This window comes from Tahibacter soli (genome assembly GCF_025717065.2).
Lineage (GTDB): Bacteria > Pseudomonadota > Gammaproteobacteria > Xanthomonadales > Rhodanobacteraceae > Tahibacter > Tahibacter soli.
The window spans coordinates 208791-232404 of record NZ_JAOVZO020000015.1; the positions used below are offsets into that span (position 1 = coordinate 208791).

The 23614-nt window shown below is 67.5% G+C and carries 21 protein-coding genes; 18 read left to right on the plus strand and 3 right to left on the minus strand.

The genetic code is table 11. From position 1 onward, the window contains the following. Window positions 1-11: 11 nt before the first annotated feature. The 15 genes from pheA (at window position 12) to OD750_RS11145 (ending at window position 16404) form a co-directional block, all read left to right on the plus strand. Window positions 12-1112, plus strand: a complete 1101-nt coding sequence (gene pheA, locus OD750_RS11075) for a prephenate dehydratase (RefSeq protein WP_263544774.1) — start codon at window positions 12-14, stop codon at window positions 1110-1112. After that, window positions 1109-2215 (plus strand): histidinol-phosphate transaminase, encoded by a 1107-nt coding sequence (gene hisC / locus OD750_RS11080; protein ID WP_263544775.1) that lies wholly within the window; start codon window positions 1109-1111, stop codon window positions 2213-2215. Before pheA ends, hisC begins: the two co-directional genes overlap by 4 nt. Continuing rightward, the gene (aroA, locus tag OD750_RS11085) at window positions 2212-3531 is read left to right on the plus strand and encodes a 3-phosphoshikimate 1-carboxyvinyltransferase (protein WP_263544776.1); all 1320 of its coding nucleotides are present in this window, start codon (window positions 2212-2214) and stop codon (window positions 3529-3531) included. The genes hisC and aroA overlap by 4 nt, the downstream gene beginning before the upstream one ends. Window positions 3532-3604: 73 nt before the next feature. Continuing rightward, window positions 3605-4291, plus strand: coding sequence for a (d)CMP kinase (cmk, locus tag OD750_RS11090; protein ID WP_263544777.1), 687 nt, complete (start codon window positions 3605-3607; stop codon window positions 4289-4291). A gap of 156 nt (window positions 4292-4447) precedes the next feature. Continuing rightward, on the plus strand, window positions 4448-6112 hold the full coding sequence (gene rpsA, locus OD750_RS11095; RefSeq protein WP_263544778.1) for a 30S ribosomal protein S1: 1665 nt from the start codon (window positions 4448-4450) through the stop codon (window positions 6110-6112). A 169-nt stretch (window positions 6113-6281) separates the two neighbouring features. Beyond that, window positions 6282-6587: an integration host factor subunit beta gene (locus OD750_RS11100; RefSeq protein ID WP_263544779.1), complete on the plus strand. Its 306-nt coding sequence runs from the start codon at window positions 6282-6284 to the stop codon at window positions 6585-6587. Window positions 6588-6795: 208 nt separating this feature from the next. Beyond that, a complete protein-coding gene (locus OD750_RS11105) occupies window positions 6796-7080 on the plus strand; it encodes a lipopolysaccharide assembly protein LapA domain-containing protein (protein WP_263544780.1) in 285 nt (94 codons plus the stop codon). Continuing rightward, window positions 7077-8249, plus strand: a complete 1173-nt coding sequence (gene lapB / locus OD750_RS11110; RefSeq protein WP_263544781.1) for a lipopolysaccharide assembly protein LapB — start codon at window positions 7077-7079, stop codon at window positions 8247-8249. The genes OD750_RS11105 and lapB overlap by 4 nt, the downstream gene beginning before the upstream one ends. 11 nt (window positions 8250-8260) lie before the next feature. Beyond that, window positions 8261-9286, plus strand: a complete 1026-nt coding sequence (locus OD750_RS11115; protein ID WP_263544782.1) for an MraY family glycosyltransferase — start codon at window positions 8261-8263, stop codon at window positions 9284-9286. Between the two features lie 64 nt (window positions 9287-9350). Beyond that, on the plus strand, window positions 9351-11168 hold the full coding sequence (locus tag OD750_RS11120) for a nucleoside-diphosphate sugar epimerase/dehydratase (protein WP_263544810.1): 1818 nt from the start codon (window positions 9351-9353) through the stop codon (window positions 11166-11168). Window positions 11169-11193: 25 nt separating this feature from the next. Continuing rightward, on the plus strand, window positions 11194-12063 hold the full coding sequence (gene galU / locus OD750_RS11125) for a UTP--glucose-1-phosphate uridylyltransferase GalU (RefSeq protein ID WP_263544783.1): 870 nt from the start codon (window positions 11194-11196) through the stop codon (window positions 12061-12063). 563 nt (window positions 12064-12626) lie between these two features. Then, on the plus strand, window positions 12627-13787 hold the full coding sequence (locus tag OD750_RS11130; protein ID WP_263544784.1) for an aminotransferase class I/II-fold pyridoxal phosphate-dependent enzyme: 1161 nt from the start codon (window positions 12627-12629) through the stop codon (window positions 13785-13787). Window positions 13788-13835: 48 nt separating this feature from the next. Further along, window positions 13836-14795: a hypothetical protein gene (locus OD750_RS11135; RefSeq protein ID WP_263544785.1), complete on the plus strand. Its 960-nt coding sequence runs from the start codon at window positions 13836-13838 to the stop codon at window positions 14793-14795. Next, window positions 14792-16072, plus strand: coding sequence for an NAD(P)/FAD-dependent oxidoreductase (locus OD750_RS11140; protein WP_263544786.1), 1281 nt, complete (start codon window positions 14792-14794; stop codon window positions 16070-16072). The genes OD750_RS11135 and OD750_RS11140 overlap by 4 nt, the downstream gene beginning before the upstream one ends. Beyond that, window positions 16069-16404, plus strand: coding sequence for a tRNA-binding protein (locus OD750_RS11145; protein ID WP_263544787.1), 336 nt, complete (start codon window positions 16069-16071; stop codon window positions 16402-16404). The genes OD750_RS11140 and OD750_RS11145 overlap by 4 nt, the downstream gene beginning before the upstream one ends. A 146-nt stretch (window positions 16405-16550) precedes the next feature. On the opposite strand, the gene OD750_RS11150 is transcribed toward OD750_RS11145, so the two are convergent. The 3 genes from OD750_RS11150 to OD750_RS11160 all read right to left on the minus strand — a co-directional run bounded on the left by OD750_RS11150 (window position 16551) and on the right by OD750_RS11160 (window position 20903). After that, the gene (locus OD750_RS11150) at window positions 16551-17747 is read right to left on the minus strand and encodes an acetyl-CoA C-acyltransferase (RefSeq protein ID WP_263544788.1); all 1197 of its coding nucleotides are present in this window, start codon (window positions 17745-17747) and stop codon (window positions 16551-16553) included. A 46-nt stretch (window positions 17748-17793) separates the two neighbouring features. Then, complete coding sequence (locus tag OD750_RS11155) at window positions 17794-20163, minus strand: 3-hydroxyacyl-CoA dehydrogenase/enoyl-CoA hydratase family protein (protein WP_263544789.1); 2370 nt, start codon at window positions 20161-20163, stop codon at window positions 17794-17796. A gap of 119 nt (window positions 20164-20282) precedes the next feature. Next, the gene (locus OD750_RS11160) at window positions 20283-20903 is read right to left on the minus strand and encodes a TetR/AcrR family transcriptional regulator (RefSeq protein ID WP_263544790.1); all 621 of its coding nucleotides are present in this window, start codon (window positions 20901-20903) and stop codon (window positions 20283-20285) included. Window positions 20904-21192: 289 nt separating this feature from the next. Here OD750_RS11160 and ndk point away from each other — a divergent pair, with 289 nt between their 5' ends. The 3 genes from ndk to pilW are packed head-to-tail and all read left to right on the plus strand — an operon-like array spanning window position 21193 to window position 23499. Continuing rightward, window positions 21193-21618 carry a nucleoside-diphosphate kinase gene (ndk, locus tag OD750_RS11165; RefSeq protein WP_263544791.1) on the plus strand — a complete coding sequence of 142 codons (426 nt, stop codon included), beginning with the start codon at window positions 21193-21195 and terminating at the stop codon, window positions 21616-21618. A gap of 26 nt (window positions 21619-21644) precedes the next feature. Beyond that, window positions 21645-22751, plus strand: coding sequence for a dual-specificity RNA methyltransferase RlmN (rlmN, locus tag OD750_RS11170; protein ID WP_263544792.1), 1107 nt, complete (start codon window positions 21645-21647; stop codon window positions 22749-22751). Next, on the plus strand, window positions 22741-23499 hold the full coding sequence (pilW, locus tag OD750_RS11175) for a type IV pilus biogenesis/stability protein PilW (protein ID WP_263544793.1): 759 nt from the start codon (window positions 22741-22743) through the stop codon (window positions 23497-23499). Before rlmN ends, pilW begins: the two co-directional genes overlap by 11 nt. The last annotated feature ends 115 nt before the right edge of the window (window positions 23500-23614 follow it).

The following is a 23614-nucleotide window of genomic DNA, read 5'->3' on the forward strand; positions in this document are numbered from 1 at the left end:
AGAGAGAAGCAATGAACGAGAACAACGACGCGGCGCCGCCGAACCTGGCGGACGTAAGGGCGCGCATCGACGCGATCGACCGCGACATCCAGGCGCTCATCGCCGAACGCGCCGGCTGGGCGCGCGAGGTCGGCAGGGCGAAGGGGCCGCTCAAGGCGGCCGTCGACTATTACCGGCCCGAGCGCGAAGCGCAGGTGCTGCGGATGGTGATCGACCGCAACCGGGGGCCGCTCTCGAACGAGGAAGTCGTGCGCCTGTTCCGCGAGATCATGTCGGCGTGCCTGGCGCAGCAGGAGCCGCTCAAGATCGGTTTTCTCGGCCCGGAAGGCACGTTCAGCCAGCAAGCGGTGCTCAAGCACTTCGGCCATTCGATCAAGGGCCTGCCGCTCGCGACGATCGACGAGGTGTTCCAGGAGGTCGCCGCCGGCAGCGCCGACTTCGGCGTCGTGCCGATCGAGAATTCGAGCGAGGGTACGGTGAACTCGTCGCTCGACCTGTTCGTGACCTCGCCGCTCAAGATCTGCGGCGAAATCGAGCTGCGCATCCACCAGCACCTGCTCGCGCGCGGCGGCCGTCTCGAAGACATCGAGCGCGTGTACTCGCATCCGCAGTCGCTCGGCCAGTGCAAGGCGTGGCTGCGCGCGAACCTGCCGAACGCCGAGCGCATTCCCGTGTCGAGCAACGCCGAAGCGGCGCGGCGCGCGCGCAGCGCGGACGACGCGGCCGCGATCGCCGGCGAAACGGCCGCGCACATCTACGGCCTCAAGGTGCTGGCGCGGCAGATCGAGGACCGGCCGGACAATACGACGCGCTTCTTCGTAATCGGCCGCGAAGTGTTTCCGCCGTCGGGACACGACAAGACGTCGCTCCTGATGTCGGTCAAGGACCGCCCCGGCGCGCTGTACGACCTTCTGACGCCGTTCGCCGACCAGGGCCTGTCGATGACCAAGATCGAATCGCGGCCGGCGCGCACCGGCAAGTGGGAGTACGTGTTCTTCGTCGAAGTGGAAGGCCACGCCGAGGACGCGCGCATGAGCGCGGCGATCGAAGCGGCGCGCGCGCGCGCGGCGGAACTGAAAGTGCTCGGCTCCTACCCGGTGGCGCTGCTGTGAGCTTCGACGCGCTGAAACTTGCGAATCCCGCGACGCGCGCGCTGCGCGCGTACGACCCCGGCCACGACCTGCCCGCGCTGCGCCTGGAATACGGCGAGCGTCTCGTCGAACTCGGTTCGAACGAAACCTCGCTCGGCGCGAGCCCGCGCGTCGCCGAGGCCATCGCCGCGGCGCTGCCGGACGTGTACCGCTATCCCGACCCGAAAGGCGCGTCGCTCAAAGCGGCGCTCGCGTCGACGCTCGGCGTGGGCGCCGAACAGATCGCGCTCGGCAACGGCTCGCACGAACTCCTGATGCTGATCGCGCAGTGTTTCGCCGACGCGTCGACTTCGGTCGTCTTTTCGCAGTACGGCTTCGCCGTGTTCGCGATCGCGACGGCCGCGACCGGCGCGCGGCCGGTCCGCGTGCCGGCGCTGCCGGCCGGACATCCGCGCGCGCCGCTCGGGCACGACCTCGTCGCGATGGCGGCGGCGATCGAAGCCGATACGCGGCTCGTCTACGTCGCGAACCCGAACAATCCGACCGGCACGTGGTTCGACGACGCCGCGCTCGACGCGTTCGTCGCCGCGGTGCCGCCCGAAACGATCGTCGTGGTCGACGAGGCGTATGCCGAGTACGTGACGAAGCCCGGCGTATCGAGCGCGCTGCGTCTCGTCGCCGACCATCCGAACGTCGTCGTCACGCGCACGTTCTCCAAGGCCTATGCGCTCGCGGGACTGCGCGTCGGCTATGCGGTCGGCTCGCCGGCCGTGATCGCCGTGCTCGAGCGCCTGCGCGAATCGTTCAACGTCAACGCGCTGGCGCTGGTCGCGGCGCAGGCGGCGCTCGGCGATGCCGGGCACGCACGGAAGATCCGCGACGTCACCGCGCAGGAGCGCGAATGGCTCGCCGCGCAACTCGCCGCGCGCGGCCTGCGCTGTTTTCCGTCGCAGACCAATTTCATCCTCGTCGATTTCGCGACCGACGCGGCGGTGATCGAGGCGAAGCTGTTCGAGCACGCGGTCGTCGTGCGGCCGATGGCCGGCTACGGCCTGCCGACGTGCCTGCGCATCAGCGTCGGCACGCGCGCCGAAAGCGAGCGGCTGCTGGAGGCGTTGCCGTGAGCGGATCGACGGAAACCTGGACGAGCGTCCCGGTCGCGCGAGCCCTCGGCGGCGAGGTGCGCGTACCCGGCGACAAGTCGATTTCGCACCGCGCGGTGATGTTCGCGTCGCTGGCCGAAGGCGTGTCGCGCGTCAGCGGCTTTCTCGAAGGCGAAGACACGCGCGCGACCGCGCGCGCGTTCGCGGCGATGGGCGTGCGCGTCGACGCGCCGTCGGCGAGCGAGCGGGTCGTGCACGGCGTGGGCCTTGCGGGCCTGGCCGCGCCGGCGCGGCCGATCGATTGCGGCAACGCGGGCACCGGCATGCGCCTCCTCACCGGCATCCTCGCCGGGCAGGCGTTCGATACGACGCTCGTGGGCGACGCATCGCTGTCGCGCCGGCCGATGCGCCGCGTGATCGAACCGCTCGCGCGCATGGGCGCGCGGATCGACGCGCAGGACGGCGGCCTGCCGCCGCTCACGGTGCGCGGCGGGCGCGACCTCGTCGGCATCGACTACGCGCTGCCGGTCGCGAGCGCGCAGGTGAAGTCGGCGATCCTGCTCGCCGGCCTGTACGCGAAGGGCGAAACGTCGATCGCCGAGCCGCATCCGACGCGCGACTACACCGAGCGCATGCTGGCCGCGTTCGGCTGGCCGATCGCGTTCGGCGAGGGCAGGGCGAGCCTCGACGGCGGCCATCGCCTGCGCGCGACCGACGTCGTGGTGCCGGCCGATTTCTCGTCGGCGGCGTTCTTTCTCGTCGCGGCGAGCATCGTGCCGGGTTCCGACCTCCTGCTGCGCGACGTCGGCGTCAATCCGCGCCGCACGGGCCTCGTCGACGCGCTGCGTCTGATGGGCGCCGACATCCGCGCCGAAAACCCGCGCCAGCTCGGCGGCGAGCCGGTGGCCGACCTGCGCGTGCGTCACGCGACGCTGCGCGGCGTCGACGTGCCGGCCGCGCTCGTACCGGACATGATCGACGAGTTCCCGATTCTGTTCGTCGCCGCGGCGGCGGCTTCCGGCACGACGCGCGTCACCGGCGCGGCCGAGCTGCGCGTCAAGGAGTCGGACCGCATCGCGGTGATGGCCCGCGGCCTGCGCGCGCTCGGCGTCGCGGTCGAAGAAACGCCGGACGGCGCGGTCGTCGAAGGCGGCCGCATCGGCGGCGGCGAGGTCGACAGCGCCGGCGACCATCGGTGCGCGATGAGTTTCGCCGTCGCGGGGCTCGTGGCGGGCGGTACGGTACGCATCGCCGACTGCGCCAACGTCGCGACGTCGTTTCCGGGTTTCGCCGATCTCGCCAACGGCTGCGGATTTGCGCTGTCGACCGGCGCCTGACAGCGGCCTCGACGGTCTGCGCCGTCGCCGGAACTGCTAGACTCTCAAGGTTTGCGCACAGGGAGTCCAGCCGATGAGTCGATCCGACAAGCCCGTCCCCGTTCTGACCGTCGACGGCCCCTCGGGCTCGGGCAAGGGCACGATCAGCCGGCTCGTCGCCGAACGGCTCGGCTGGCACCTGCTCGATTCGGGTGCGCTGTACCGCGCGGTCGGCTACGCGGCGAGCATGGCCGGACTCGACCTGTCCGACGCCGAGGCCATGACGCGCTGCGCCGAGACCACGAAGATCACGTTCCGAGATCCGAAAGACGGCGGAGAAACAAGGGTTTACGTCAATTCCCACGACTCGACCGACGAGCTGCGCACCGAAACCGTCGGGGCGGTCGCGTCGGCGATCGCGGCGATTCCGTCCGTGCGCGCCGCGCTCGTGGACAAGCAGCACAGCTTCCGCCGCGCGCCGGGCCTCGTCGCCGACGGCCGCGACATGGGCACCGTGATCTTCCCGGACGCCCAGACGAAGGTGTTCCTGACGGCCAGCGCCGAGGAGCGCGCGAAGCGCCGGTATAAACAGTTGAAGGACAAGGGATTGGCCGTTACACTTACGTCCCTTTTGCGCGAGATCGAAGCGCGCGACGCCCGCGACGCGGCGCGTCCGGTAGCCCCGCTGAAGCCGGCGCACGACGCCGTCTTGATCGATTCGACCGGCATGCCCGTCGACGCCGTGGTGGAGAAGGTGCTGAACCTCCTCCGTCCGGCCTGACAGTCGCATTCTTCGCTTTTGCACAAAGGGAAAGGTCCCGCCGAACGCGGGGAATTCAACGGCGTCGCACCGAATGCGCGCCCCAACAGGCAAGCCGGCACGTGAAGCACCGCAAGGGGCGTCGCGATGCGGCTTTTTTCCATTCTGGAACCCAACATGACTGAAAGTTTTGCCGAACTGTTTGAACAGAGCGAAGCCCTGATCAAATTCAAGCCGGGCACCATCGTTACCGGCATCGTCGTCGACATCAAGTCGGACGTCGTCGTCGTCAACGCGGGCCTCAAGTCCGAAGGCATCGTGCCGATCGAGCAGTTCCGCAACGAACGCGGCGAGCTCGAAGTGGCCGTCGGCGACGAGGTGAAGGTCGCGCTCGATTCGCTGGAAAACGGATTCGGCGAGACCATGCTCTCGCGCGAGAAGGCCAAGCGCTCGCTCGTGTGGGACGAACTCGAAGAGGCGCAGAAGGCCAACGCCACCGTCACCGGCCGCATCAGCGGCAAGGTCAAGGGCGGCTTCACGGTCGACATCAAGGACGTCCGCGCGTTCCTGCCGGGCTCGCTGGTCGACGTGCGTCCGGTGCGCGATCCGGTCTACCTCGAAGGCAAGGAACTCGAGTTCAAGATCATCAAGCTCGACCGCAAGCGCAACAACGTGGTCGTGTCGCGTCGCGCGGTCGTCGAGAGCGAGTTCAGCGCCGAGCGCGAATCGCTGCTCGAGAAGCTGCAGGAAGGCGCGGTGATCAAGGGCGTCGTCAAGAACCTGACCGACTACGGCGCGTTCGTCGACCTCGGCGGCATCGACGGCCTGCTGCACATCACCGACATGGCGTGGAAGCGCGTGCGTCACCCGTCCGAAGTCGTCAACGTCGGCGACGAGCTCGAAGTGCGCGTGCTCAAGTTCGACCGCGAGCGCAATCGCGTTTCGCTGGGTCTCAAGCAGCTCGGCGAAGACCCGTGGGTCAACATCTCGCGCCGCTACCCGACCGGCACCCGCCTGTTCGGCAAGGTCTCCAACGTCACCGACTACGGCTGCTTCGTCGAGCTCGAACCGGGCGTCGAAGGCCTCGTGCACGTCTCGGAAATGGACTGGACGAACAAGAACGTCAACCCGGGCAAGCTGGTCCAGGTGGGCGACGAAGTGCAGGTCATGGTGCTCGACGTCGACGAAGAGCGCCGCCGCATTTCGCTCGGCATCAAGCAGACCCAGTCGAACCCGTGGGAAACCTTCGCGGCCATCCACAAGAAGGGCGACAAGGTCAAGGGCCAGATCAAGTCGATCACCGACTTCGGCATCTTCGTCGGTCTCGACGGCGGTATCGACGGCCTCGTGCACCTGTCCGACATCTCGTGGCAGGCCACCGGCGAAGACCTCGTGCGCAACTTCAAGAAGGGCGAGGAAGTCGAAGCCGTGGTTCTCGCGGTCGATCCGGAACGCGAACGCATCTCGCTCGGCATCAAGCAGCTCGAGCAGGATCCGTTCGGCCAGTTCATGGCCGGCTCGCCGAAGGGCAGCATCGTCAACGGCACGGTCAAGGAAGTCGACGCGCGCGGTGCGACGATCGACCTCGGCGACGGCGTCGAAGGCTACCTGCGCGCCAGCGACATCGCCAAGGAACGCATCGACGACGCGACCCAGCACCTGAAGGTCGGCGACAAGGTCGAAGCCAAGTTCATCGGCATGGACCGCAAGGGCCGCACGCTGCAGCTGTCGATCCGCGCGAAGGACGAGGAAGAACTCCAGTCCGCGCTCGAAGAGTACCAGTCGAGCACCCTCGGCACCGCCAAGCTCGGCGCGCTGCTGAAGGAACAGCTCAAGAAGTAAGCGACATCGCGTTCGACGGCGGCCGTCCGGCCGCCGTCGTCGCTCGACGGGCGGCCTCGTCCGGGGCTGCCGTCGTCGCCCGCGCACAAATTCCCCTGTGAACCGGGTCGAATAATGCGCTAAGCTCCCGTCCTGAAACGGAACTCTACCCGGCGGAGCCGAAGTACCCATGACCAAGTCTGAGCTGATCGAGGCCTTGGCCGACCGGCAGAAGCACCTTGCGTTCAACGATGTTGAACTTGCCGTCAAAAACCTCCTCGAACAGATGAGCCAGTCGCTTTCGAGCGGAGAACGCATCGAAATTCGCGGTTTTGGCAGCTTTTCCCTGCATTTCCGGCCGCCGCGCATGGGGCGCAACCCCAAGACCGGCGCGGCCGTGGCGTTGCCCGGCAAGCACGTGCCGCACTTCAAGCCCGGCAAGGAACTGCGCGAACGCGTGAACGGACCGGAAGACGCCGGCCCGACGGCCGCCTGACCCCCGCACGCGTTCCGCGCGCGGCGCGGCAAGGACCCCAGTGGCCTGCAACCGAAAAATCGAAAGTAGCTCGCTCGTCCCGGCCGCGCAGTGCTTGCTGCTCGCTCGGCCAATAGCGGGTGCTATCGACCTCGCTCCGCAGCGGCGTCCTGCACGGCCAGTCCTTCGCGATCCCTCTTCCGATTTATCCGTTACAGGCCACTAGGCTATGCGCGTCGTCTGGATTGCCCTGATCCTCCTGTTCGCGATCGCCGGCGCGGTATTCGGCGCGCTCAACAGCGACAGCGTCGTTTTCGATTTCTACGCCGGGCAGGCCGACCTGCCGAAAGGCGCGGCGCTGCTCGCCGCGCTTCTGACCGGCTGGATCGCCGGCGGCGCGGCCGTATGGCTCGGCGTCGTCGTTCCGCTCAAGCGCCGGCTCGGCCGCGCGCGGCGCGAACTCGTGCAGCGCCCGCAGGCGGCCGCCACGAACGGGGCGCCGTCCGACGCATGAACCCGCTGTACCTTCTGTTTCTGTTGCTGCCGGTCGCGGCGTTTTCCGGCTGGTACGTCGCGCGGCGTTCCAGCGCGCGCACGTCCGGCGAGCGCGTCAGCGAGCTGTCGTCGAGCTATTTCCGCGGCCTCAACTACCTCCTGAACGAACAGCAGGACAAGGCGATCGAGGTCTTCGTGCGCCTGGCAGAGGTCAACCGCGACACGGTCGAGACGCATCTGGCGCTCGGCAACCTGTTCCGCCGCCGCGGCGAAGTCGATCGCGCGATCCGACTGCACCAGAACCTCGTCGCACGACCCGATCTTTCCGATGCGATGAAGACCGTCGCGCTGCTCGAACTCGGCGAAGACTATATGCGCGCCGGTCTGCTCGACCGCGCCGAAACGCTGTTTTCCGACCTCGTCGCGATGAAGGCGCACGCGCCGTCGGCGCTCAAGCACCTGATCGCGATCTACCAGCACGAGCGCGACTGGGGCAAGGCGATCGCGCACGCCGAACGCTTCGAGGAAATGACCGGCGAATCGCAGGCGCCGGTAATCGCGCAGTTCTGGTGCGAGCTCGCGGCCGAGGCGCGCAACCAGCGCCGCTACGACGACGCGTCCGGCCATCTCGTGCGCGCGTTCGAACGCGAGCCGCGGTCGGTGCGCGCGAGCATGCTGATGGGCCTCGTCGCCGCCGACCAGGAGCACTACGCCGACGCGGTCGCCGCGTTCGAGGCGGCGGCCGAGTACGACGTCGACTTCGTGCCGGAAATCCTGCCGCCGCTGCTCGACGCCTACGCCAAAAGCCAGCAGATGCAGCGCGCGGAGCAGTTCCTGTCGCACATCATCGAACGCTACCAGGGCATTTCGCCGGTGCTCGCGCTGACCAAGCTGTACGCGCGCACGCACGGCGAGCCGTCGGCGATCGAATTCCTGACGCGTCAGCTGCGCCAGCGCCCGTCGGTGCGCGGCCTGATGGCGCTGATCAACGCGACCTTGTACAAGGCCACCGGCGAAGCGCGCGAGAACCTCTTGATCCTGCAGGACCTCACGCGCAAGCTCGTCGAGGGCCAGGCGATGTATCGCTGCAGCCGCTGCGGCTTCGGTGCGAAGGCGCATCACTGGCAATGCCCGAGCTGCAAGAGCTGGGGCTCGGTGCGGCCGATTCACGGCGTCGCCAACGAGTAACCGAACCGACCATGGACGCCTGGATCGTACCGCTGGCCTTCGTCGTTTCCGCGGTCGCGACCGAGGCGGCGATCCGCTACGCGCAATCGCGCCGCCTGCTCGACGAGCCCGGCCGCCGGCGTTCGCATACGCAGGTCACGCCGCGCGGCGGCGGCGTCGGCATCGTCGTGGCGGCGCTCGTCGCCTTGGGGTTCGGCCTGCCGGCGCATCCGCAGCAGGTGCCCGCGATGATCGGCCTCGCGCTCGTCGCCGGCATAGGATGGTGGGACGACCATCGCCCGCTGCGCGCATCGCTGCGCCTCGTCGTGCACGCGCTCGCGGCGCTGGTCTTCGTCGCACCGGTCGTCGCGAGCCTCGCCGGCTACGTCGGCAACGCGACCGGCTGCGCCTGGCTCGCGCTCCTCGCCGCGATCATGCTGCTGAGCCTGGTCTGGTCGATCAACCTGCACAACTTCATCGACGGCATCAACGGACTGCTCGCGTCGCACGCGGCGTTCGCGTTCGCGGCGATCGGCGGGATCGACCATCTGTGCTTTCGCGGGTCGCTCGGCGCGCTGCCGTTCGCGCTCGCGGCGGCGTGCGTCGCGTTCCTGCCGTTCAACTTTCCGCGAGCCCGCGTGTTCATGGGCGACGTGGGCAGCGGCGCGCTCGGTTTTCTCGTCGCTGCAACGATCTGGCTCGCCGTGCTGTCTGGAGAACCGCGCTGGTGGATGGTCGGATCGATCCTCGCCTCGGGCGTCGTCGTCGACGCGACCGCCACGCTGCTCTCGCGCATGTTCGCCGGACGCCGCTGGTATAGTGCGCACCGCGAACATCTCTACCAATGGCTGGTGCGCAGCGGCCGGTCGCATGCAAGAGTGGTCGGCTACTACATGGCATGGAATCTTCTCATCGCAGCACCGGCGGCCGTCGTCGCGGCGCGTACGCCGCGATTCGGTCTCGCGCTCGGCCTGACCGCGGCGGTCTACGTCGCCGGCTTCGCGGTATGGGTGCAGGGCCGGCGCGCCGTGCTCGCCGGAGTGCGCGCCCGTGACTAATCTCGCTCGCCGCGCGATCGCCGCGATCCATCCGCGCCTCGCGGTCGTGCTGCACGATCTCACGATGGTCTGGCTCGCGTGGATCGGCACCTACGCGATCCGCTATTCGCTGCTGCCCGAACCGCAGCCGGTCATCTGGTTCGGCGTCGAAGTCGTGCTCGTGCTGTCGGTGCAGGCGCTCGTGTTCTGGTGGACCGGCCTGTACAAGGGCCTGTGGCGCTTCGCGAGCCTGCCGGACCTGTGGAACATCGTGCGCGGCGGCATCGCCGGCGCGCTGCTGATCGCGATCACGCTGTTCCTGTACAACCGCTTGTCGACCGTGCCGCGCGCGGTGCTGTTGATCTATCCGGCCGTGCTCGTCGTATTTCTCGGCGCGCCGCGCCTGGCGTACCGGTTCTGGAAAGATTCGCGGCTCGACCTGTTCCAGGCATCGGCCGCCGAACGCGTGCTCGTGCTCGGCGCCGGGCGCGCCGGCGAGGCGCTCGTGCGCGATCTCAAGCGCGAAAACAAATTCCGCGCGGTCGGTTTCGTCGACGACAACGCCTCGCTGCGCGGCGCGAAGCTGCACGGCGTGCCGGTGCTCGGCACGCTCGAGCGCCTGCCGGAGATCGCCGCCGAGGTCGCCGCGCGCATGCTGCTGATCGCGATGCCGTCGGCGACGAACGCGCAGATGCGCCGCATCGTCGAGTTGTGCGAGTCGACCGGCCTGCCGTTCCGCACCGTGCCGCGCCTGGACGACGTCGTCTCGGGCCGTTCGCAGTTCAACGAATTGAAAGAAGTGGCGATCGAAGACCTGCTCGGCCGCGATCCCGTCACGCTCGACTGGACGGCGATCCGCGCCGGCCTCACCGGCAAGCGCGTGCTCGTGACCGGCGGCGGCGGGTCGATCGGATCGGAACTGTGCCGTCAGGTCGCGCGGCTCGGCGCCGGCTCGCTGACGATCTTCGAGCTGTCGGAATTCAATCTCTATCGCATCGAACAGGAACTGCGCGCGGCGTATCCCGATCTTTTGCTCGATGCGCGCATCGGCAACGCCGGCGACGCGGCGGCGTGCGAGAAGCTGTTCGCCGACGTGCGCCCGCAGGTGGTGTTCCACGCCGCGGCCTACAAGCACGTGCCGCTGCTGCAGGGCCAGCTGCGCGAGGCGGTGCGCAACAACGCGCTCGGCACGCGCACGGTCGCCGACGCGTCCGACCGTCACGGCGTCGAATGTTTCGTGCTGATTTCGACGGACAAGGCGGTCAACCCGACCAGCGTCATGGGCGCGAGCAAGCGCGTCGCCGAAATCTACTGCCAGAATCTCGCGCGGCGTTCGCGCACGCGCTTCATCACCGTGCGGTTCGGCAACGTGCTCGACTCGGCCGGTTCGGTCGTGCCGCTGTTCCGCGACCAGATCCGCGCCGGCGGACCGGTCACGGTCACGCATCCGGAAATCACACGCTACTTCATGACGATTCCCGAAGCGTGCCAGCTGATCCTGCAGGCCGAAGTGCTCGGCAAGGGCGGCGAGATCTTCGCGCTCGACATGGGCGAACCGGTGCGCATCCACGATCTCGCCGAGCAGATGATCCGGCTCACCGGCAAGATTCCGGGCCGCGACATCCAGATCGCATACACGGGCCTGCGTCCCGGCGAGAAGCTGTTCGAGGAACTGTTCCACCCGCTCGAAAACTATTCCGGCACCGCGCATGCGAAGATTTTTCTCGCCCAGCCGCGCAGCATGAGCTGGGACCTGCTCAACGCGCAGCTCGCGCGCGCGACGCAGGCCGTCGCCGACTTCGACGAAGACGCGCTGCGCCGTTGCGTGAGCTCGCTGCTGCCCGATTTCGCCTGGCGCGACACCGACGGCGGCACCGTCGTCGCGCTGGCGCGCCCCTCCTGACGATCGACGACTACGAGGATTTTCGATGACCCAGCGTCTGCGCAAGGTGGTATTTCCCGTCGCCGGTCTCGGCACGCGTTTTCTGCCGGCGACCAAGGTCGTCGCGAAGGAAATGCTGCCGGTGCTCGACCGGCCGCTGATCCAGTACGCGGTCGACGAAGCGGTCGACGCGGGCGCCGACACGCTGATCTTCGTGACGAACCGCTACAAGCACGCGATCGCCGACTACTTCGACAAGGCGTACGAGCTCGAGCAGAAGCTCGAGGCGGCCGGCAAGAAAGAACTGCTGTCGCTCGTGCAGAACGTGCTGCCGAAGAACGTGCGCTGCGTGTTCGTGACGCAGCCCGAGGCGCTCGGTCTCGGCCATGCGGTGCTGTGCGCCAAGCCGGTGGTCGGCAACGAACCGTTCGGCGTGATCCTGCCGGACGACCTGATCTGGAACACGGGGGCGAGCGCGTTGAAGCAGATGGCCGATCTCGCGGCGTTCGAGAATTCCGGCGTCATCGCCGTGGAAGAAGTGCCGCGCGAGCAGACGAACAAATACGGCATCGTCGACGCGACGCCGATCAACGATCGCGCGGCGCTGATCAAGCTGATGGTCGAAAAGCCGAAGCCGGAAGACGCGCCGTCGAATCTCGCGGTGGTCGGCCGCTACGTGCTGCCGGGCCGCATCTTCTCGCTGCTCGAAAGCACGAAGCCGGGCGCCGGCGGCGAAATCCAGCTGACCGATGCGATCGACGCGCTGCTCAAGCAGGAGCGCGTACTGGCGTACCGCTTCGAGGGCGAGCGGTTCGACTGCGGCAACAAGCTCGGCCTCGTCAAGGCGACGATGCATTTCGCGCTGCAGGATCCGGCACTGGCGGAAGCGACGCGGGAATTCGTGGCCGGCAAATAAAGCAGCGCCGAACTCGCGGTTGCCGCCGCCGCCGCCGCCGCCGCTGCTGCTGCTGTCGCCGTTGCCGTTGCGGTTGCGGTTGCGGTTGCTGTCGTCGTTGTTTCTGCCGGTAGGAAGCCGGCCGCTTTACCCGGGGCCCCATGCGCCGCGAGCAAGCGGCTGGCGGAAAGGCCCGAAGGGTCGCGCACAGGGATGTGCGCGACTGCGCAGCGGTGCAGGAAGCACCGTCTGCGCGGCCCGCCGGGCGCTTGCGGCCTGGAGGGCAGGATGCCCGGAAGGCGCGGCGCCTGGGGTGGCTTTCTTTGCCTACTTTCTTTGGCCATCCAAAGAAAGTAGGTCGGCCGCCGGCAGGCGGGCGAAACGCTTTGTTCGACGCCGGGCTAAGGCTACAAAGCGACAATGCAAAAGCTGGATCCCGGCCTCCGCCGGGATGACGAGCAAGGGCGGCGAGCAAAGCGACGTCAAAGGCTGGATCCCAGCGTTCGCTGGGATGACGAGCGAAGAGCGACGAGCAAAGAGCGACGAGCAAAGAGCGACGAGCAAGAGCGACAGCCAATCACGTCATGGACCTCTCCTACATCCTCAACCACCTCGGCGAAGAAGACCGCGCGGCGCACCGCGGCGCGGTATCGCCGCCGATCTACCAGACCGCGATCTTCGCGTTCGAAACGGTCGCGGCGATGCGCGCCGGCTTCGGCGACGAGCTCGACCGCACCGTCTACACGCGCGGCAACAATCCGACCGTCGAAATCCTGCGCAAGAAGCTCGCCGCGCTCGAAGGCGCCGAAGACGCGCTGCTGTTCGGTTCGGGCGCCGCGGCGATCGCGGCCGGCGCGATCGCCTGCGTCGCCGCCGGCGATCACGTCGTCTGCGTGCAGAAGCCGTATTCGTGGACGCGTGCGCTCGTGCGCGACCATCTCGCGCGTTTCGGCGTATCGCATACGTTCGTCGACGCGAGCGACGTCGCCGACGTCGAAGCGGCGCTGACGCCGGCCACGCGCCTCATCGTGCTCGAAAGCCCGAACACGATGACCTACGAGGCGCAGGATCTCGCGGCGATCGCGGCGCTCGCCCGCGCACGCGGCATCCGCACGCTGTGCGACAACAGCTATGCGACGCCGCTGAACCAGTCGCCGCTCGCGCTCGGCATCGACCTCGTCGCGCACTCGGCGACGAAATACCTGAACGGCCACTGCGACGTCATGGCCGGCGTGCTGTGCGGATCGAAAGACCTGATCCGCGAGACGTTCCGCGGCCCGTACATGACGCTCGGCGCGATGCTCTCGCCGCACGACGCATGGCTCATGATCCGCGGCCTGCGCACGCTGCCGCTGCGCCTGCGCCAGATCGCCGCGACGACCGCGCGGGTGATCGAATTTCTGTCGGCGCATCCGAAGATCGAGCGCATCTGGTATCCGCAAGCCGCGAACGATCCACAGGCGCAGCTGCGCGGCGCGAACGGTCTGTTCTCGTGCACGATCCGCTGCGAATCGACGAGCGCGATCGAACGCTTCTGCGAAGCGCTGCGGCGTTTTCTGATGACCGTGTCGTGGGGCGGTTACGAATCGCTGGTATTTCCGGTGGCGACCGTCTATCCGCCCGACACGCGCACGGGTTTCGAGCGCGCGGGGCAGGTGCCGGTCAATCTCGTGCGCCTGTCGATCGGTCTTGAAGAGGCCGACGTGCTCATCGCCGATCTCGCGCAGGCGCTCGATCGCGTGTAGTTTGGCGCCTCGCCCGCAACGCCGACCCAACCCGTTCGAGGAATTCGCATGCGCCTTCGCCACAGCGTTCTGATCGCCGGCCTTTGTCTGGCTCTTGCGGCATGTCCGGCGACCGCGCCGGTCAAGGGCAACGCCGAGGCGGCGCACGCGGCCGGCATCGGCGCTCTTGCGGGCGAATACGACAACCACGCCGAACGCTGGACCGCCGACGGCCGCGGCGTGCCGGGGCCGACCGCGCCGCCGTCGATTCATCACTGGCTGGCCAATCCGACCGGCGATACCGATACGGTGCTGTGGCGCGTCGTGCTGCCCGACACCACGCCGGTGCAGGAAGGCCGCTGGCTGCTGCGCTACGAGCAGAACGGCTTCGTGCCGTATCGGCCGCTCAACGCCGACGCCGACGCGCAGTTCGCCGCGAAGGACGGCAAGTTTCGCTTCGAGGCCGCATCCTGGGCGGCGCTGACGCCGTGCACGCTCAAACCCGCCGCCTCGCGCAGCGGTACCGAGTTCGCGGCCGATCCGAGCGCGTGCAGCGCGATGCTGCCGGGCATCGGCGCAACCGCGGCGCTGCTGCCGCTGCGCTTTCGGCTCGACGGCGATCGCTTGCGCGTCGTCACCGTCGCCGACCAGGCGCGCGGCGTCGACGCGGCGACGGTATCGCAGCGCGTGCGCTGGTTCGGCGGCTGGGACGCGATCAACGGCGCGGGGCCGAAGGCGTCGGGCGAAAACACCGACTGGCATCTCAAGCGCGACCTGCGCCTGCACAGCGAAGGCGGCCGTATCGCGCTGCAGTGGCGCGACGGCGCGCCTTCGGGGTATACGCTGGAACTGGCGCGGCTGACGTACCGCGAAAGCAACACCGAGGTGCTGCGCCTGGCCGTGATCGAGGACGCGACCGGCAAGACGCTGGCCTACGTCTGGGCCGACCCCGATGCCAGGCGCATCGGCCTCAACCTCGGCTGGCTGCAGGTGGGACTGGAACAGGACAAGGACGCAAAGGTGCGATGACGCAGGACAGCTACTACCGCGCGACGGCGACGGCCTACGGCGGATACGCGCCGTATTCGGGACAGCGCGATGCGCGGGTCGTGGTGATCGGGGGCGGTTACGCGGGGCTCAATACGGCGCTCGGCTTGGCCGAGCGCGGCGTCGGCGACGTGGTGCTGCTGGAAGGCGAGCAGGTCGGCTTCGGCGCGTCGGGACGCAACGGCGGCTTCGTGTTCGCGGGCTACTCGCTCGGCGAGGAATCGCTGGTCGCAAGGCTGGGCGCGGAGCGTGCCAAGGCGCTGTTCCTGTGCACGGTCGGCGGCGTGGAACTGATCCGCAAGCGCGTCGCGAAGCATCGCATTCCATGCGCGGCGGTCGACGAGGGCGTGATCTGGGCGAACTGGTTTCGAGATCCGGCGGTGCTGCGCGAACGCCAGCGGTTTCTGGCCGAACGCTTCGGCGTGCAGTGGGAATGGGTGCCGCGCGAGACGGTGCGCGAGCTGCTGCACAGCGATCGCTACGCCGACGCGCTGTGGGAACGCAACGCGCTGCACCTGCATCCGCTCAACTACGCGATCGGCATCGCGCAGGCGGCGGCCGGGCAGGGCGTGGCGATCCACGAGAACAGCGCCGCGACGCGCCTGGAACGCAGCGGCGCCGGCTGGCGCGTGCACACCGCGGACGGCACGATCGACGCCGAACACGTGGTGCTCGCGTGCGGCGGCTACCTCGCCGGGCTCGATCGCGCGATCGACCGGGCGATCCTGCCGATCGCGACGTACGTGATGGTGACCGAGCCGCTCGGCGCGCGTTTGCGCGAATGCATCAACACGCGCGCGGCGGTGTACGACACGCGCTTCGCGTTCGACTACTACCGGCCGCTGCCCGATTCTCGGCTGCTGTGGGGCGGGCGCATCAGCGTGCGCGAACGCAGCGCGCGCGACGTGCGCGAGCTGCTGTACCGTGACCTGATGAAGGTGTATCCGCAGCTCGACGGCGTGCACGTCGATTTCGCGTGGTCGGGCCTCATGAGCTACGCGCGGCACCAGATGCCGCAGATCGGGCGGCGCGAGCCGGGCCTTTGGTACGCGCAGGCGTTCGGCGGACACGGCGTCGCGCCGACGACGGTGGCCGGCGAGCTGATCGCCGCGGCGATCGCGCAGGACGACGAGGCGTGGGCGAGTTTCGGCGATTTCGGCCTGGTGTCGGGTATGCGGCCGTTCGGTTTTCTCGGCGCGCAGGCGAGCTACTGGTGGTATCAGACGAAGGACGCCTGGAAGGCGTGGAAAGAACGATGAGCGAAACGATCAGCTGGGCGGATTTCGAGAAGGTGCTGCTGGTGGCCGGCACGGTGGTGAAGGCCGAGCCGTTTCCCGAGGCGCGCAAGCCGGCGCTGAAGGTGTGGGTCGATTTCGGACCCTACGGCGAGAAGAAGACGAGCGCGCAGATTGCCGCTTTGTATAAACCGGACGAACTCGTCGGACGACAGGTTGTCGGCGTGATCAATTTTCCGACGAAGCAGATCGGGCCGATCACGTCGGAATTTCTGCTGACCGGATTCACCACCGACGCGGGCGTGGTGCTGACGGCGATCGACAAGCCGGTGCCGAACGGGACGCGGTTGGCCTGAGAACCCTCTCCCCCGACGCCGTCGGGGGAGAGGGCAGGGTGATGGGGGCGACGCCGGCGTCTGCGTCGATCTCGGCGAAGTGCGAAGCGTCGCCCCCTCACCCCGACCCTCTCCCCAAGCGCGAAGCGCTTGGGGGAGAGGGAGGATCAAACCGCCTCGAACAACCCCGCCGCGCCCATGCCGGTGCCGATGCACATCGTCACCATGCCGTACTTGAGCTTGCGGCGGCGCAGGCCGTGCACGATCGTCGCGGCGCGCACCGCGCCGGTCGCGCCGAGCGGATGGCCCAGCGCGATCGCGCCGCCGAGCGGATTCACCTTGCTCGCGTCGAGGCCGATGTCGCGGATCACCGCCAGCGCCTGCGCGGCGAACGCTTCGTTGAGTTCGATCCAGTCGAGCTGGTCCTTCGTGATCCCGGCCTGCTTGAGCACCTTCGGAATCGCCGCGATCGGGCCGATGCCCATGACTTCGGGACGCACGCCCGCGACCGCGAACGATACGAAGCGTGCGAGCGGCGTCAGGCCGTAGTCCTTGATCGCCTGTTCGCTCGCAAGCAGCACGGCGCCGGCGCCGTCCGACATCTGCGACGAATTGCCCGCCGTCACGCTGCCGCCCATGCGGAACACGGGCTTGAGCTTGGCAAGGCCTTCCAGGCTAGTGTCCTTGCGCGGACCTTCGTCGGTGTCGATCGTGCGCGTGTCGTCGACGATGCCGCGCGTGGCGAGGTTCGGGTAGTGGTCGGCGAGCACGTACGGCGTGATCTCGCTCGTGAATTCACCGCCGGCGATTGCCGCGAGCGCCTTCTGGTGAGAGGCCAGCGCGAACGCGTCCTGGTCTTCGCGGCTCACCTTCCACTCCTCGGCGACCTTCTCGGCCGTGATGCCCATGCCGTAGGCGATCGCGATGTTCTCGTCCTGGAACACGGCCGGATTCATCGCGATCTTGTGGCCCATCATCGGCACCATCGACATCGATTCGGTGCCGCCGGCGAGCATCAGATCGGCTTCGCCCAGACGGATGCGGTCGGCGGCCATCGCGATGGCCTGCACGCCGGACGAGCAGAAGCGGTTGATCGTCACCGCCGCAACGGTGTTCGGCAGGCCGGCGAGCAGTGTACCGATGCGCGCGACGTTCATGCCTTGCTCGGCTTCGGGCATCGCGCAGCCGATCACGGCGTCGTCGATGCGGTTCACGTCGATGCCGGGCGCCTGCGCGATCACGCCGCGCAGCACGTGCGCGAGCAGGTCGTCCGGTCGCGTGTTCCTGAACACGCCGCGCGGTGCCTTGCCGACCGGCGAGCGCGTGGCGGCGACGATGTAGACGTCTTGAACTTGGCGGGTCATGGGTTATCCCTTCATTCGTTGGAGTCGGGTATCGAAGCCGCGCGCATCAGTTGCGCAGCGGCTTGCCCGTCGTCAGCGTGTGCACGATGCGCGCTTGCGTCTTGGGCATCTGCGCGAGTTCGACGAAATGCTTGCGTTCGAGGTCGAGCAGCCACGCCTCGTCGACCGTCGAGCCGCGCTCGATGACGCCGCCGCACAGCGTGTCGGCGATGCGCGAACCGATTTCGTAGTCGTGCGTCGAGATGAAGCGGCCTTCGAGCATGTTGACCAGCATCATCTTGAGGCTCGCCGTGCCGACATCGCCGCAGACCGGGATCGCGCGTGCCGGCAGCGGGGGACGATAGCCCGCGTCGGCCAGCGCCGCGGCTTCGCGCTGCGCGACGTAAAGCAGCTCATACGCGTTGAACACGACCGTGTCGGTCTGGCGCAGAAGGCCCAGTTCCTTCGCTTCGAGCGCGCTCGCCGAAACCTTCGCCATCGCGATCGTCTCGAACATCGTCTTGATGCCGTTGAACGGATCGGCCGGATTCGCCTTCGCGCAGCGCAGCGCGATTTCCTTCAGGCCGCCGCCGGCGGGCAGGAGGCCCACGCCGGCCTCGACGAGGCCGATATAGCTTTCCAGCGCCGCGACGGTTTTCGCGCAATGCATCTGGAACTCGCAGCCGCCGCCGAACGCCATGCCGCGGATCGCCGCGACGACCGGCACGAGCGAATACTTGATCCGCATGCTGGTGGCCTGGAAGTTCTTGATCATCGCGTCGAACGCGTCGATCTTGCCGGCCTGCAACAGACCCATCGCGCCCTTCAGGTCCGCACCGGCCGAGAACGGCTCGCGCGTCTGCCACAGCACGAGGCCCTTGAAGCGCTGCTCGGCTTCGCCGACCGCGTGCTGCAGGCCGTCGAGCACGAAGTCGTTGACGGTGTTCATCTTCGTCTTGAACGAGACGATGCCGACGTCGTCGCCGAGCGTCCACAGGCGCAGGCCGTCGTTCTCGAAAACGGTGGTGCCCTGATCGAACTTCTCGCCGATGATCGCGTCGGGATAGTGCTGGCGTGCGTAGACCGGGTGCGCCGAGCGCGGCAGCGCCTTGCCCTGGCCGGCCGAGTACGAGCCGTCCTTGCCGTGCACGCCGTTGCGGCCGTCGGTGACCCACGCAGGCAGCGGCGCGTCGCTCATGGCCTTGCCGGCCGCGATGTCCTCGGCAATGAAGCCGGCGACCTGCTGCCAGCCCGCGGCCTGCCACGTTTCGAACGGACCGAGCTGCCAGCCGTAGCCCCAGCGGATCGCGAAGTCGACGTCGCGCGCGGTGTCGGCGATATCGGCCAGGTGATACGCGGTGTAGTGGAAGAGGTCGCGGAACACGGCCCACAGGAACTTGGCCTGCGGATCGTTCGACGCGCGCAGCTTGGCGAACTTCTCGGCCGGGTCCTTGATCGCGAGGATCGCGGCGACCTCTTCCGACGCCGTCTGGTCGGCCGCGCGGTAGTCCTGTTTGGCAAGATCGAGCACGACGATGTCCTTGCCGACCTTGCGGAACACGCCGGCGCCGGTCTTCTGGCCGAGCGCGCCCTTGTCGATCAGGGCCTTGAGCCACGCCGGCGCCTGGAAGTACCGGTGCCACGGGTCGTTCGGCAGCGTGTCGGCCATCGTCTTGATGACGTGCGCCATCGTGTCGAGACCCACGACATCGGCCGTGCGGTACGTCGCGCTCTTGGGGCGGCCGATCGCCGGGCCGGTCAGCGCGTCGACGGCGTCGAAGCCCAGACCGAACTGTTCGGTGTGGTGCATCGTCGCGAGGATCGAGAACACGCCGATGCGGTTGCCGATGAAGTTCGGGGTGTCCTTCGCGTAGACGACGCCCTTGCCGACCGTCGTCGTCAGGAACGCTTCGAGACCGTCGAGGATGGACCGGTCGGTCGAGCGGTTCGGAATCAGCTCGACGAGATGCATGTAGCGCGGCGGATTGAAGAAGTGGATGCCGGTGAAGCGGTGGCGCAGGTTTTCCGGCAGTGCCTCGGCCAGCGTATTGATCGACAGGCCCGACGTGTTGCTCGCAATCACCGCGTTTTCAGAGAGATACGGTGCGATCTTCTTGTAAAGATCGAGCTTCCAGTCCATCCGTTCGGCGATCGCTTCGATCACGAGATCCACGCCGCGCAGAAGTTCGAGGTGTTCGTCGTAGTTGGCCGGCACGATCGCGCCCTGGCGCGACTTGTCGGCGAGCGGCGCGGGCGAGAGCTTGCCCAGGTTCGCGATCGCCTTGACGGCGATGCCGCTCTTGTCGCCTTCCTTCGCGGGAAGGTCGAACAGCACGGTTTCGACGTCGGCGTTGGTCAGGTGGGCGGCGATCTGCGCGCCCATGACACCGGCGCCGAGCACCGCAGCTTTGCGGATGCGTAGCGGTTTGAAGCTCATGGGAAACCTCGTGAGCGAAAGGAGCGGAAGTTTTAAACGAATGGTTTGACGCTTTTGCTTTAAAACGATCGTTTGGTTTTTCGGCCGAGCGCGGGCGCGGCGACGACCGGCCCGGCTGCTTACGGCGCGCGCAGGCCGGCGGCGGCGAAGCGGATCAGGTGCTCGACGGCGCGCTCGCGGTGCGTCTGCTCGGTCACGCCGGTCTTGCGCTTGATCACGCCGAAGTCGGCCATGGCGTAGGTGAGGGCGCCGGCGATGATGTCCAGGCGCCAGTACAGCTCTTCCTTGTCGAGGTTCGGCAGGCGCTGCGCGAAAGCGGCGTGGAAGCGCTTCATCACGTGGCCGTAGTTGTCGGACAGGAACTTGCGCAGCGCATCGTTGTGCTCGGCGAACGCACGCGCCAGGACGCGGATGAATGCGCCGCCGCCGGTGCGGTCGAGCGACAGGTCGAGCGCGGGGCGGATGAACGCGGACAGGAGGTCTTCCAGGTCGGAATCGGTCCGCGCGGCGGCCTTGTCGAGCTCTTCGATGCGGTGCGCGTTGAGATCGTCGAGCCGGCGCCGGAACACCTCGTTGATGAGGTTTTCCTTCGAGCCGAAATGATAATTCACGGCGGCAAGGTTGACGTTGGCTGCGGCGGTGACCTGGCGCAGCGATGCGCCGGCGAATCCATGCGTGGCGAACAACTGCTCGGCGGCGCCGAGGATGCGTTCCTTGGTGGAGAAGTGCTGGGTGTTCAAGTCGGTTCCTTGGCTTCCGTCCGCGATCGGCGCCGGTCTGGCATGCTCGCAGGCGGAATCGTAGGTAAAACGAGCGTTTGAATGCTACGAGACGATACGGTACGAGGTCAAACCGCCGCCGGAGGGAGCATAGTCGCGTCGCAGGTGTCGAGACGACCGTGCACGAAACGTGCGGATCAGCTAGAATTCGAAAGGATTTTGTCCGCTAACCCCGTATTTCTGCGCGTATTTGGTGCTAGCATCGCGCGCGGAGTTCAATCTGCTTTTCTTCCAATCTGGAGTATTTGACATGGCGCTGGAGCGCACCTTGTCCATCATCAAGCCCGATGCCGTCGCCAAGAACGTCATCGGCGAGATCTACGCGCGTTTCGAGAAGGCCGGCCTCAAGGTCGTCGCCGCCAAGATGAAGCAGCTGTCGCGCAAGGAAGCCGAGGGCTTCTACGCGGTGCACCGCGAGCGTCCGTTCTTCAACGCGCTGGTCGAATTCATGATCTCCGGCCCGGTGATGATCCAGGCGCTCGAAGGCGAAGGCGCCATCGCCAAGAATCGCGACCTCATGGGCGCGACCGATCCGAAGAAGGCCGCGCCGGGCACGATCCGCGCCGACTTCGCCGATTCGATCGACGCGAACGCCGTGCACGGTTCGGACGCCGCCGAAACGGCGGCTGTGGAAATTGCGTACTTCTTCGCTTCTACCGAAGTCAGCGCGCGTTGAGATAGGTGAGGATCAGTTCGGTGACGATGGCGAAACCCAACCTGTTCGACTACGACCGCCAGGGTCTGCGCGATTTGTTCGCGTCGATCGGCGAGAAGCCCTATCGGGCCGACCAGGTGATGAAGTGGATGTACCACCGCCACGTCACCGACTTCGCCGACATGACCGACGTCGGCAAGGCACTGCGCGAAAAGCTCTCGGCCGAGGTCGAGATCGTGCCGCCGAAGACCATGTTCGAGAAGCAGTCGTCCGACGGCACGCACAAGTGGCTGCTCGGCATGGACGGCAGCAACGCGATCGAAGCCGTGTTCATTCCCGAAACCTCGCGCGGCACGCTGTGCGTGTCCTCGCAGGTCGGCTGCGGCCTCAACTGCCAGTTCTGCTCCACCGCGACGCAGGGCTTCAACCGCAACCTGTCGACCGCCGAAATCATCGGCCAGGTGTGGGTCGCGGCCAAGCACCTCGGCAACGTGCCGCACCACCAGCGCAAGCTCACCAACGTCGTCATGATGGGCATGGGCGAGCCGCTGCTGAACTTCGACAACGTCGTGCGCGCGATGAGCGTGATGCGCGACGACCTCGGTTTCGGCCTCGCCAACAAGCGCGTGACGCTGTCGACCGCGGGCCTCGTGCCGATGATCGACAAGCTTTCCGAGTCGAGCGACGTGTCGCTCGCGGTGTCGCTGCACGCGCCGAACGACGAGCTGCGCACCGAGCTCGTGCCGCTCAACAAGAAGTACCCGATCGCCGAACTGATCGCGTCGTGCCAGCGCTATGCCGCGCGCCGGCCGCGCACGTCGATCACGTTCGAGTACACGATGCTCAAGGACGTCAACGACAAGCCCGAGCACGCGCGCCAGCTGATCAAGCTGATGCGCAAGGTGCCCTCGAAGGTCAACCTGATTCCTTTCAATCCGTTCACCGGCACGCGCTTCACGCGTTCCGACGAGCCGGTGATCCGCGCGTTCCAGAAGATCCTGCTCGACGCGGGCGTGCTGACGATGGTTCGCCGCACGCGCGGCGACGACATCGACGCCGCCTGCGGCCAGCTCAAGGGTCAGGTGCTCGACCGCACGCGCCGCCAGGCCGACTTCCGCCGCAAACTGGAACAAGGGCAGGCTGATGCCGCGTAAGTTCGCGCTGATCGCACTATTGTTTTTCCTGCTCGGCGGCTGCGCGACCGCCGCGCCGCGATCGAACGCGGACAGCAAGGGCCGCAAGGCCGCCGAAATCAACGTCGCGCTGGCGCAGGGCTATCTCAAGCAGGACAAGCTCGAAATCGCGCTGGAAAAACTCGAAAGGGCGCTTCAGCAGGACCCGAACTACGCCGACGCGCACACCGTGATCGCCGTGCTGTACGAGCGCATCAATCGCCCCTTGCTCGCCGAGGAGCACTATCGCCGCGCGGCGCAGCTGCAGCCCAAGCTCGGTGCGGTCAACAACAACTACGGCACGTTCCTGTGCCGCTACGGCCGGCTCGACGAGGCCGTGAAGTATTTCGATCGTGCGCTCGAGGATCCGTTCTACCAGACGCGCGACGTCGCCCTGACCAATGCCGGTACCTGCCGCATGCAGGCCAACCGCGCCGACGAGGCCGAAAAGGATTTCCGCGCCGCGCTGGAGACGAACGCGAACAATGCCGAGGCGCTGTACCAGCTTGCGCGGCTCTTGTTCGGCAAGAGCGATTTCCTGCGCGCGCGCGCGTTCCTGCAGCGCTTCGATTCGCTCGGCCAGGCCAATCCCGACGCGCTGCTGCTCGGTCGCAACATCGAGCAGAAGCTCGGCAACGCGCGCGAAGCGGGCGAATACGCGCGGCGCCTCAGAACCGAGTTCCCCGATTCGGAACAGACGCGCCAACTCGAATCGAGCACGCCGTCATGAAACGCCGGCGCATTCGCAAGCAAGCTGCCGCATCGAGCCTTTTCGATGTCGCCGGCGACCCGACCAGCCCTGAAGAAACCCGCCCGATCCGCGAGGATCTCCACCCCGAGCTCGC

Excerpts from the sequence above, each read along its gene's own strand:
- OD750_RS11105 (WP_263544780.1), top strand. The coding sequence starts at position 6,796 with ATGCGCGTCGTCTGGATTGCCCTGATCCTCCTGTTCGCGATCGCCGGC.
- OD750_RS11115 (WP_263544782.1), top strand. The coding sequence starts at position 8,261 with ATGGACGCCTGGATCGTACCGCTGGCCTTCGTCGTTTCCGCGGTCGCG.
- OD750_RS11140 (WP_263544786.1), top strand. The coding sequence starts at position 14,792 with ATGACGCAGGACAGCTACTACCGCGCGACGGCGACGGCCTACGGCGGA.
- rlmN (WP_263544792.1), top strand. The coding sequence starts at position 21,645 with ATGGCGAAACCCAACCTGTTCGACTACGACCGCCAGGGTCTGCGCGAT.
- cmk (WP_263544777.1), top strand. The coding sequence starts at position 3,605 with ATGAGTCGATCCGACAAGCCCGTCCCCGTTCTGACCGTCGACGGCCCC.
- ndk (WP_263544791.1), top strand. The coding sequence starts at position 21,193 with ATGGCGCTGGAGCGCACCTTGTCCATCATCAAGCCCGATGCCGTCGCC.
- lapB (WP_263544781.1), top strand. The coding sequence starts at position 7,077 with ATGAACCCGCTGTACCTTCTGTTTCTGTTGCTGCCGGTCGCGGCGTTT.
- OD750_RS11150 (WP_263544788.1), bottom strand. The coding sequence starts at position 17,747 with ATGACCCGCCAAGTTCAAGACGTCTACATCGTCGCCGCCACGCGCTCG.
- OD750_RS11145 (WP_263544787.1), top strand. The coding sequence starts at position 16,069 with ATGAGCGAAACGATCAGCTGGGCGGATTTCGAGAAGGTGCTGCTGGTG.
- OD750_RS11135 (WP_263544785.1), top strand. The coding sequence starts at position 13,836 with ATGCGCCTTCGCCACAGCGTTCTGATCGCCGGCCTTTGTCTGGCTCTT.
- galU (WP_263544783.1), top strand. The coding sequence starts at position 11,194 with ATGACCCAGCGTCTGCGCAAGGTGGTATTTCCCGTCGCCGGTCTCGGC.
- OD750_RS11120 (WP_263544810.1), top strand. The coding sequence starts at position 9,351 with ATGGTCTGGCTCGCGTGGATCGGCACCTACGCGATCCGCTATTCGCTG.
- OD750_RS11130 (WP_263544784.1), top strand. The coding sequence starts at position 12,627 with ATGGACCTCTCCTACATCCTCAACCACCTCGGCGAAGAAGACCGCGCG.
- OD750_RS11155 (WP_263544789.1), bottom strand. The coding sequence starts at position 20,163 with ATGAGCTTCAAACCGCTACGCATCCGCAAAGCTGCGGTGCTCGGCGCC.
- pheA (WP_263544774.1), top strand. The coding sequence starts at position 12 with ATGAACGAGAACAACGACGCGGCGCCGCCGAACCTGGCGGACGTAAGG.
- OD750_RS11100 (WP_263544779.1), top strand. The coding sequence starts at position 6,282 with ATGACCAAGTCTGAGCTGATCGAGGCCTTGGCCGACCGGCAGAAGCAC.
- pilW (WP_263544793.1), top strand. The coding sequence starts at position 22,741 with ATGCCGCGTAAGTTCGCGCTGATCGCACTATTGTTTTTCCTGCTCGGC.
- rpsA (WP_263544778.1), top strand. The coding sequence starts at position 4,448 with ATGACTGAAAGTTTTGCCGAACTGTTTGAACAGAGCGAAGCCCTGATC.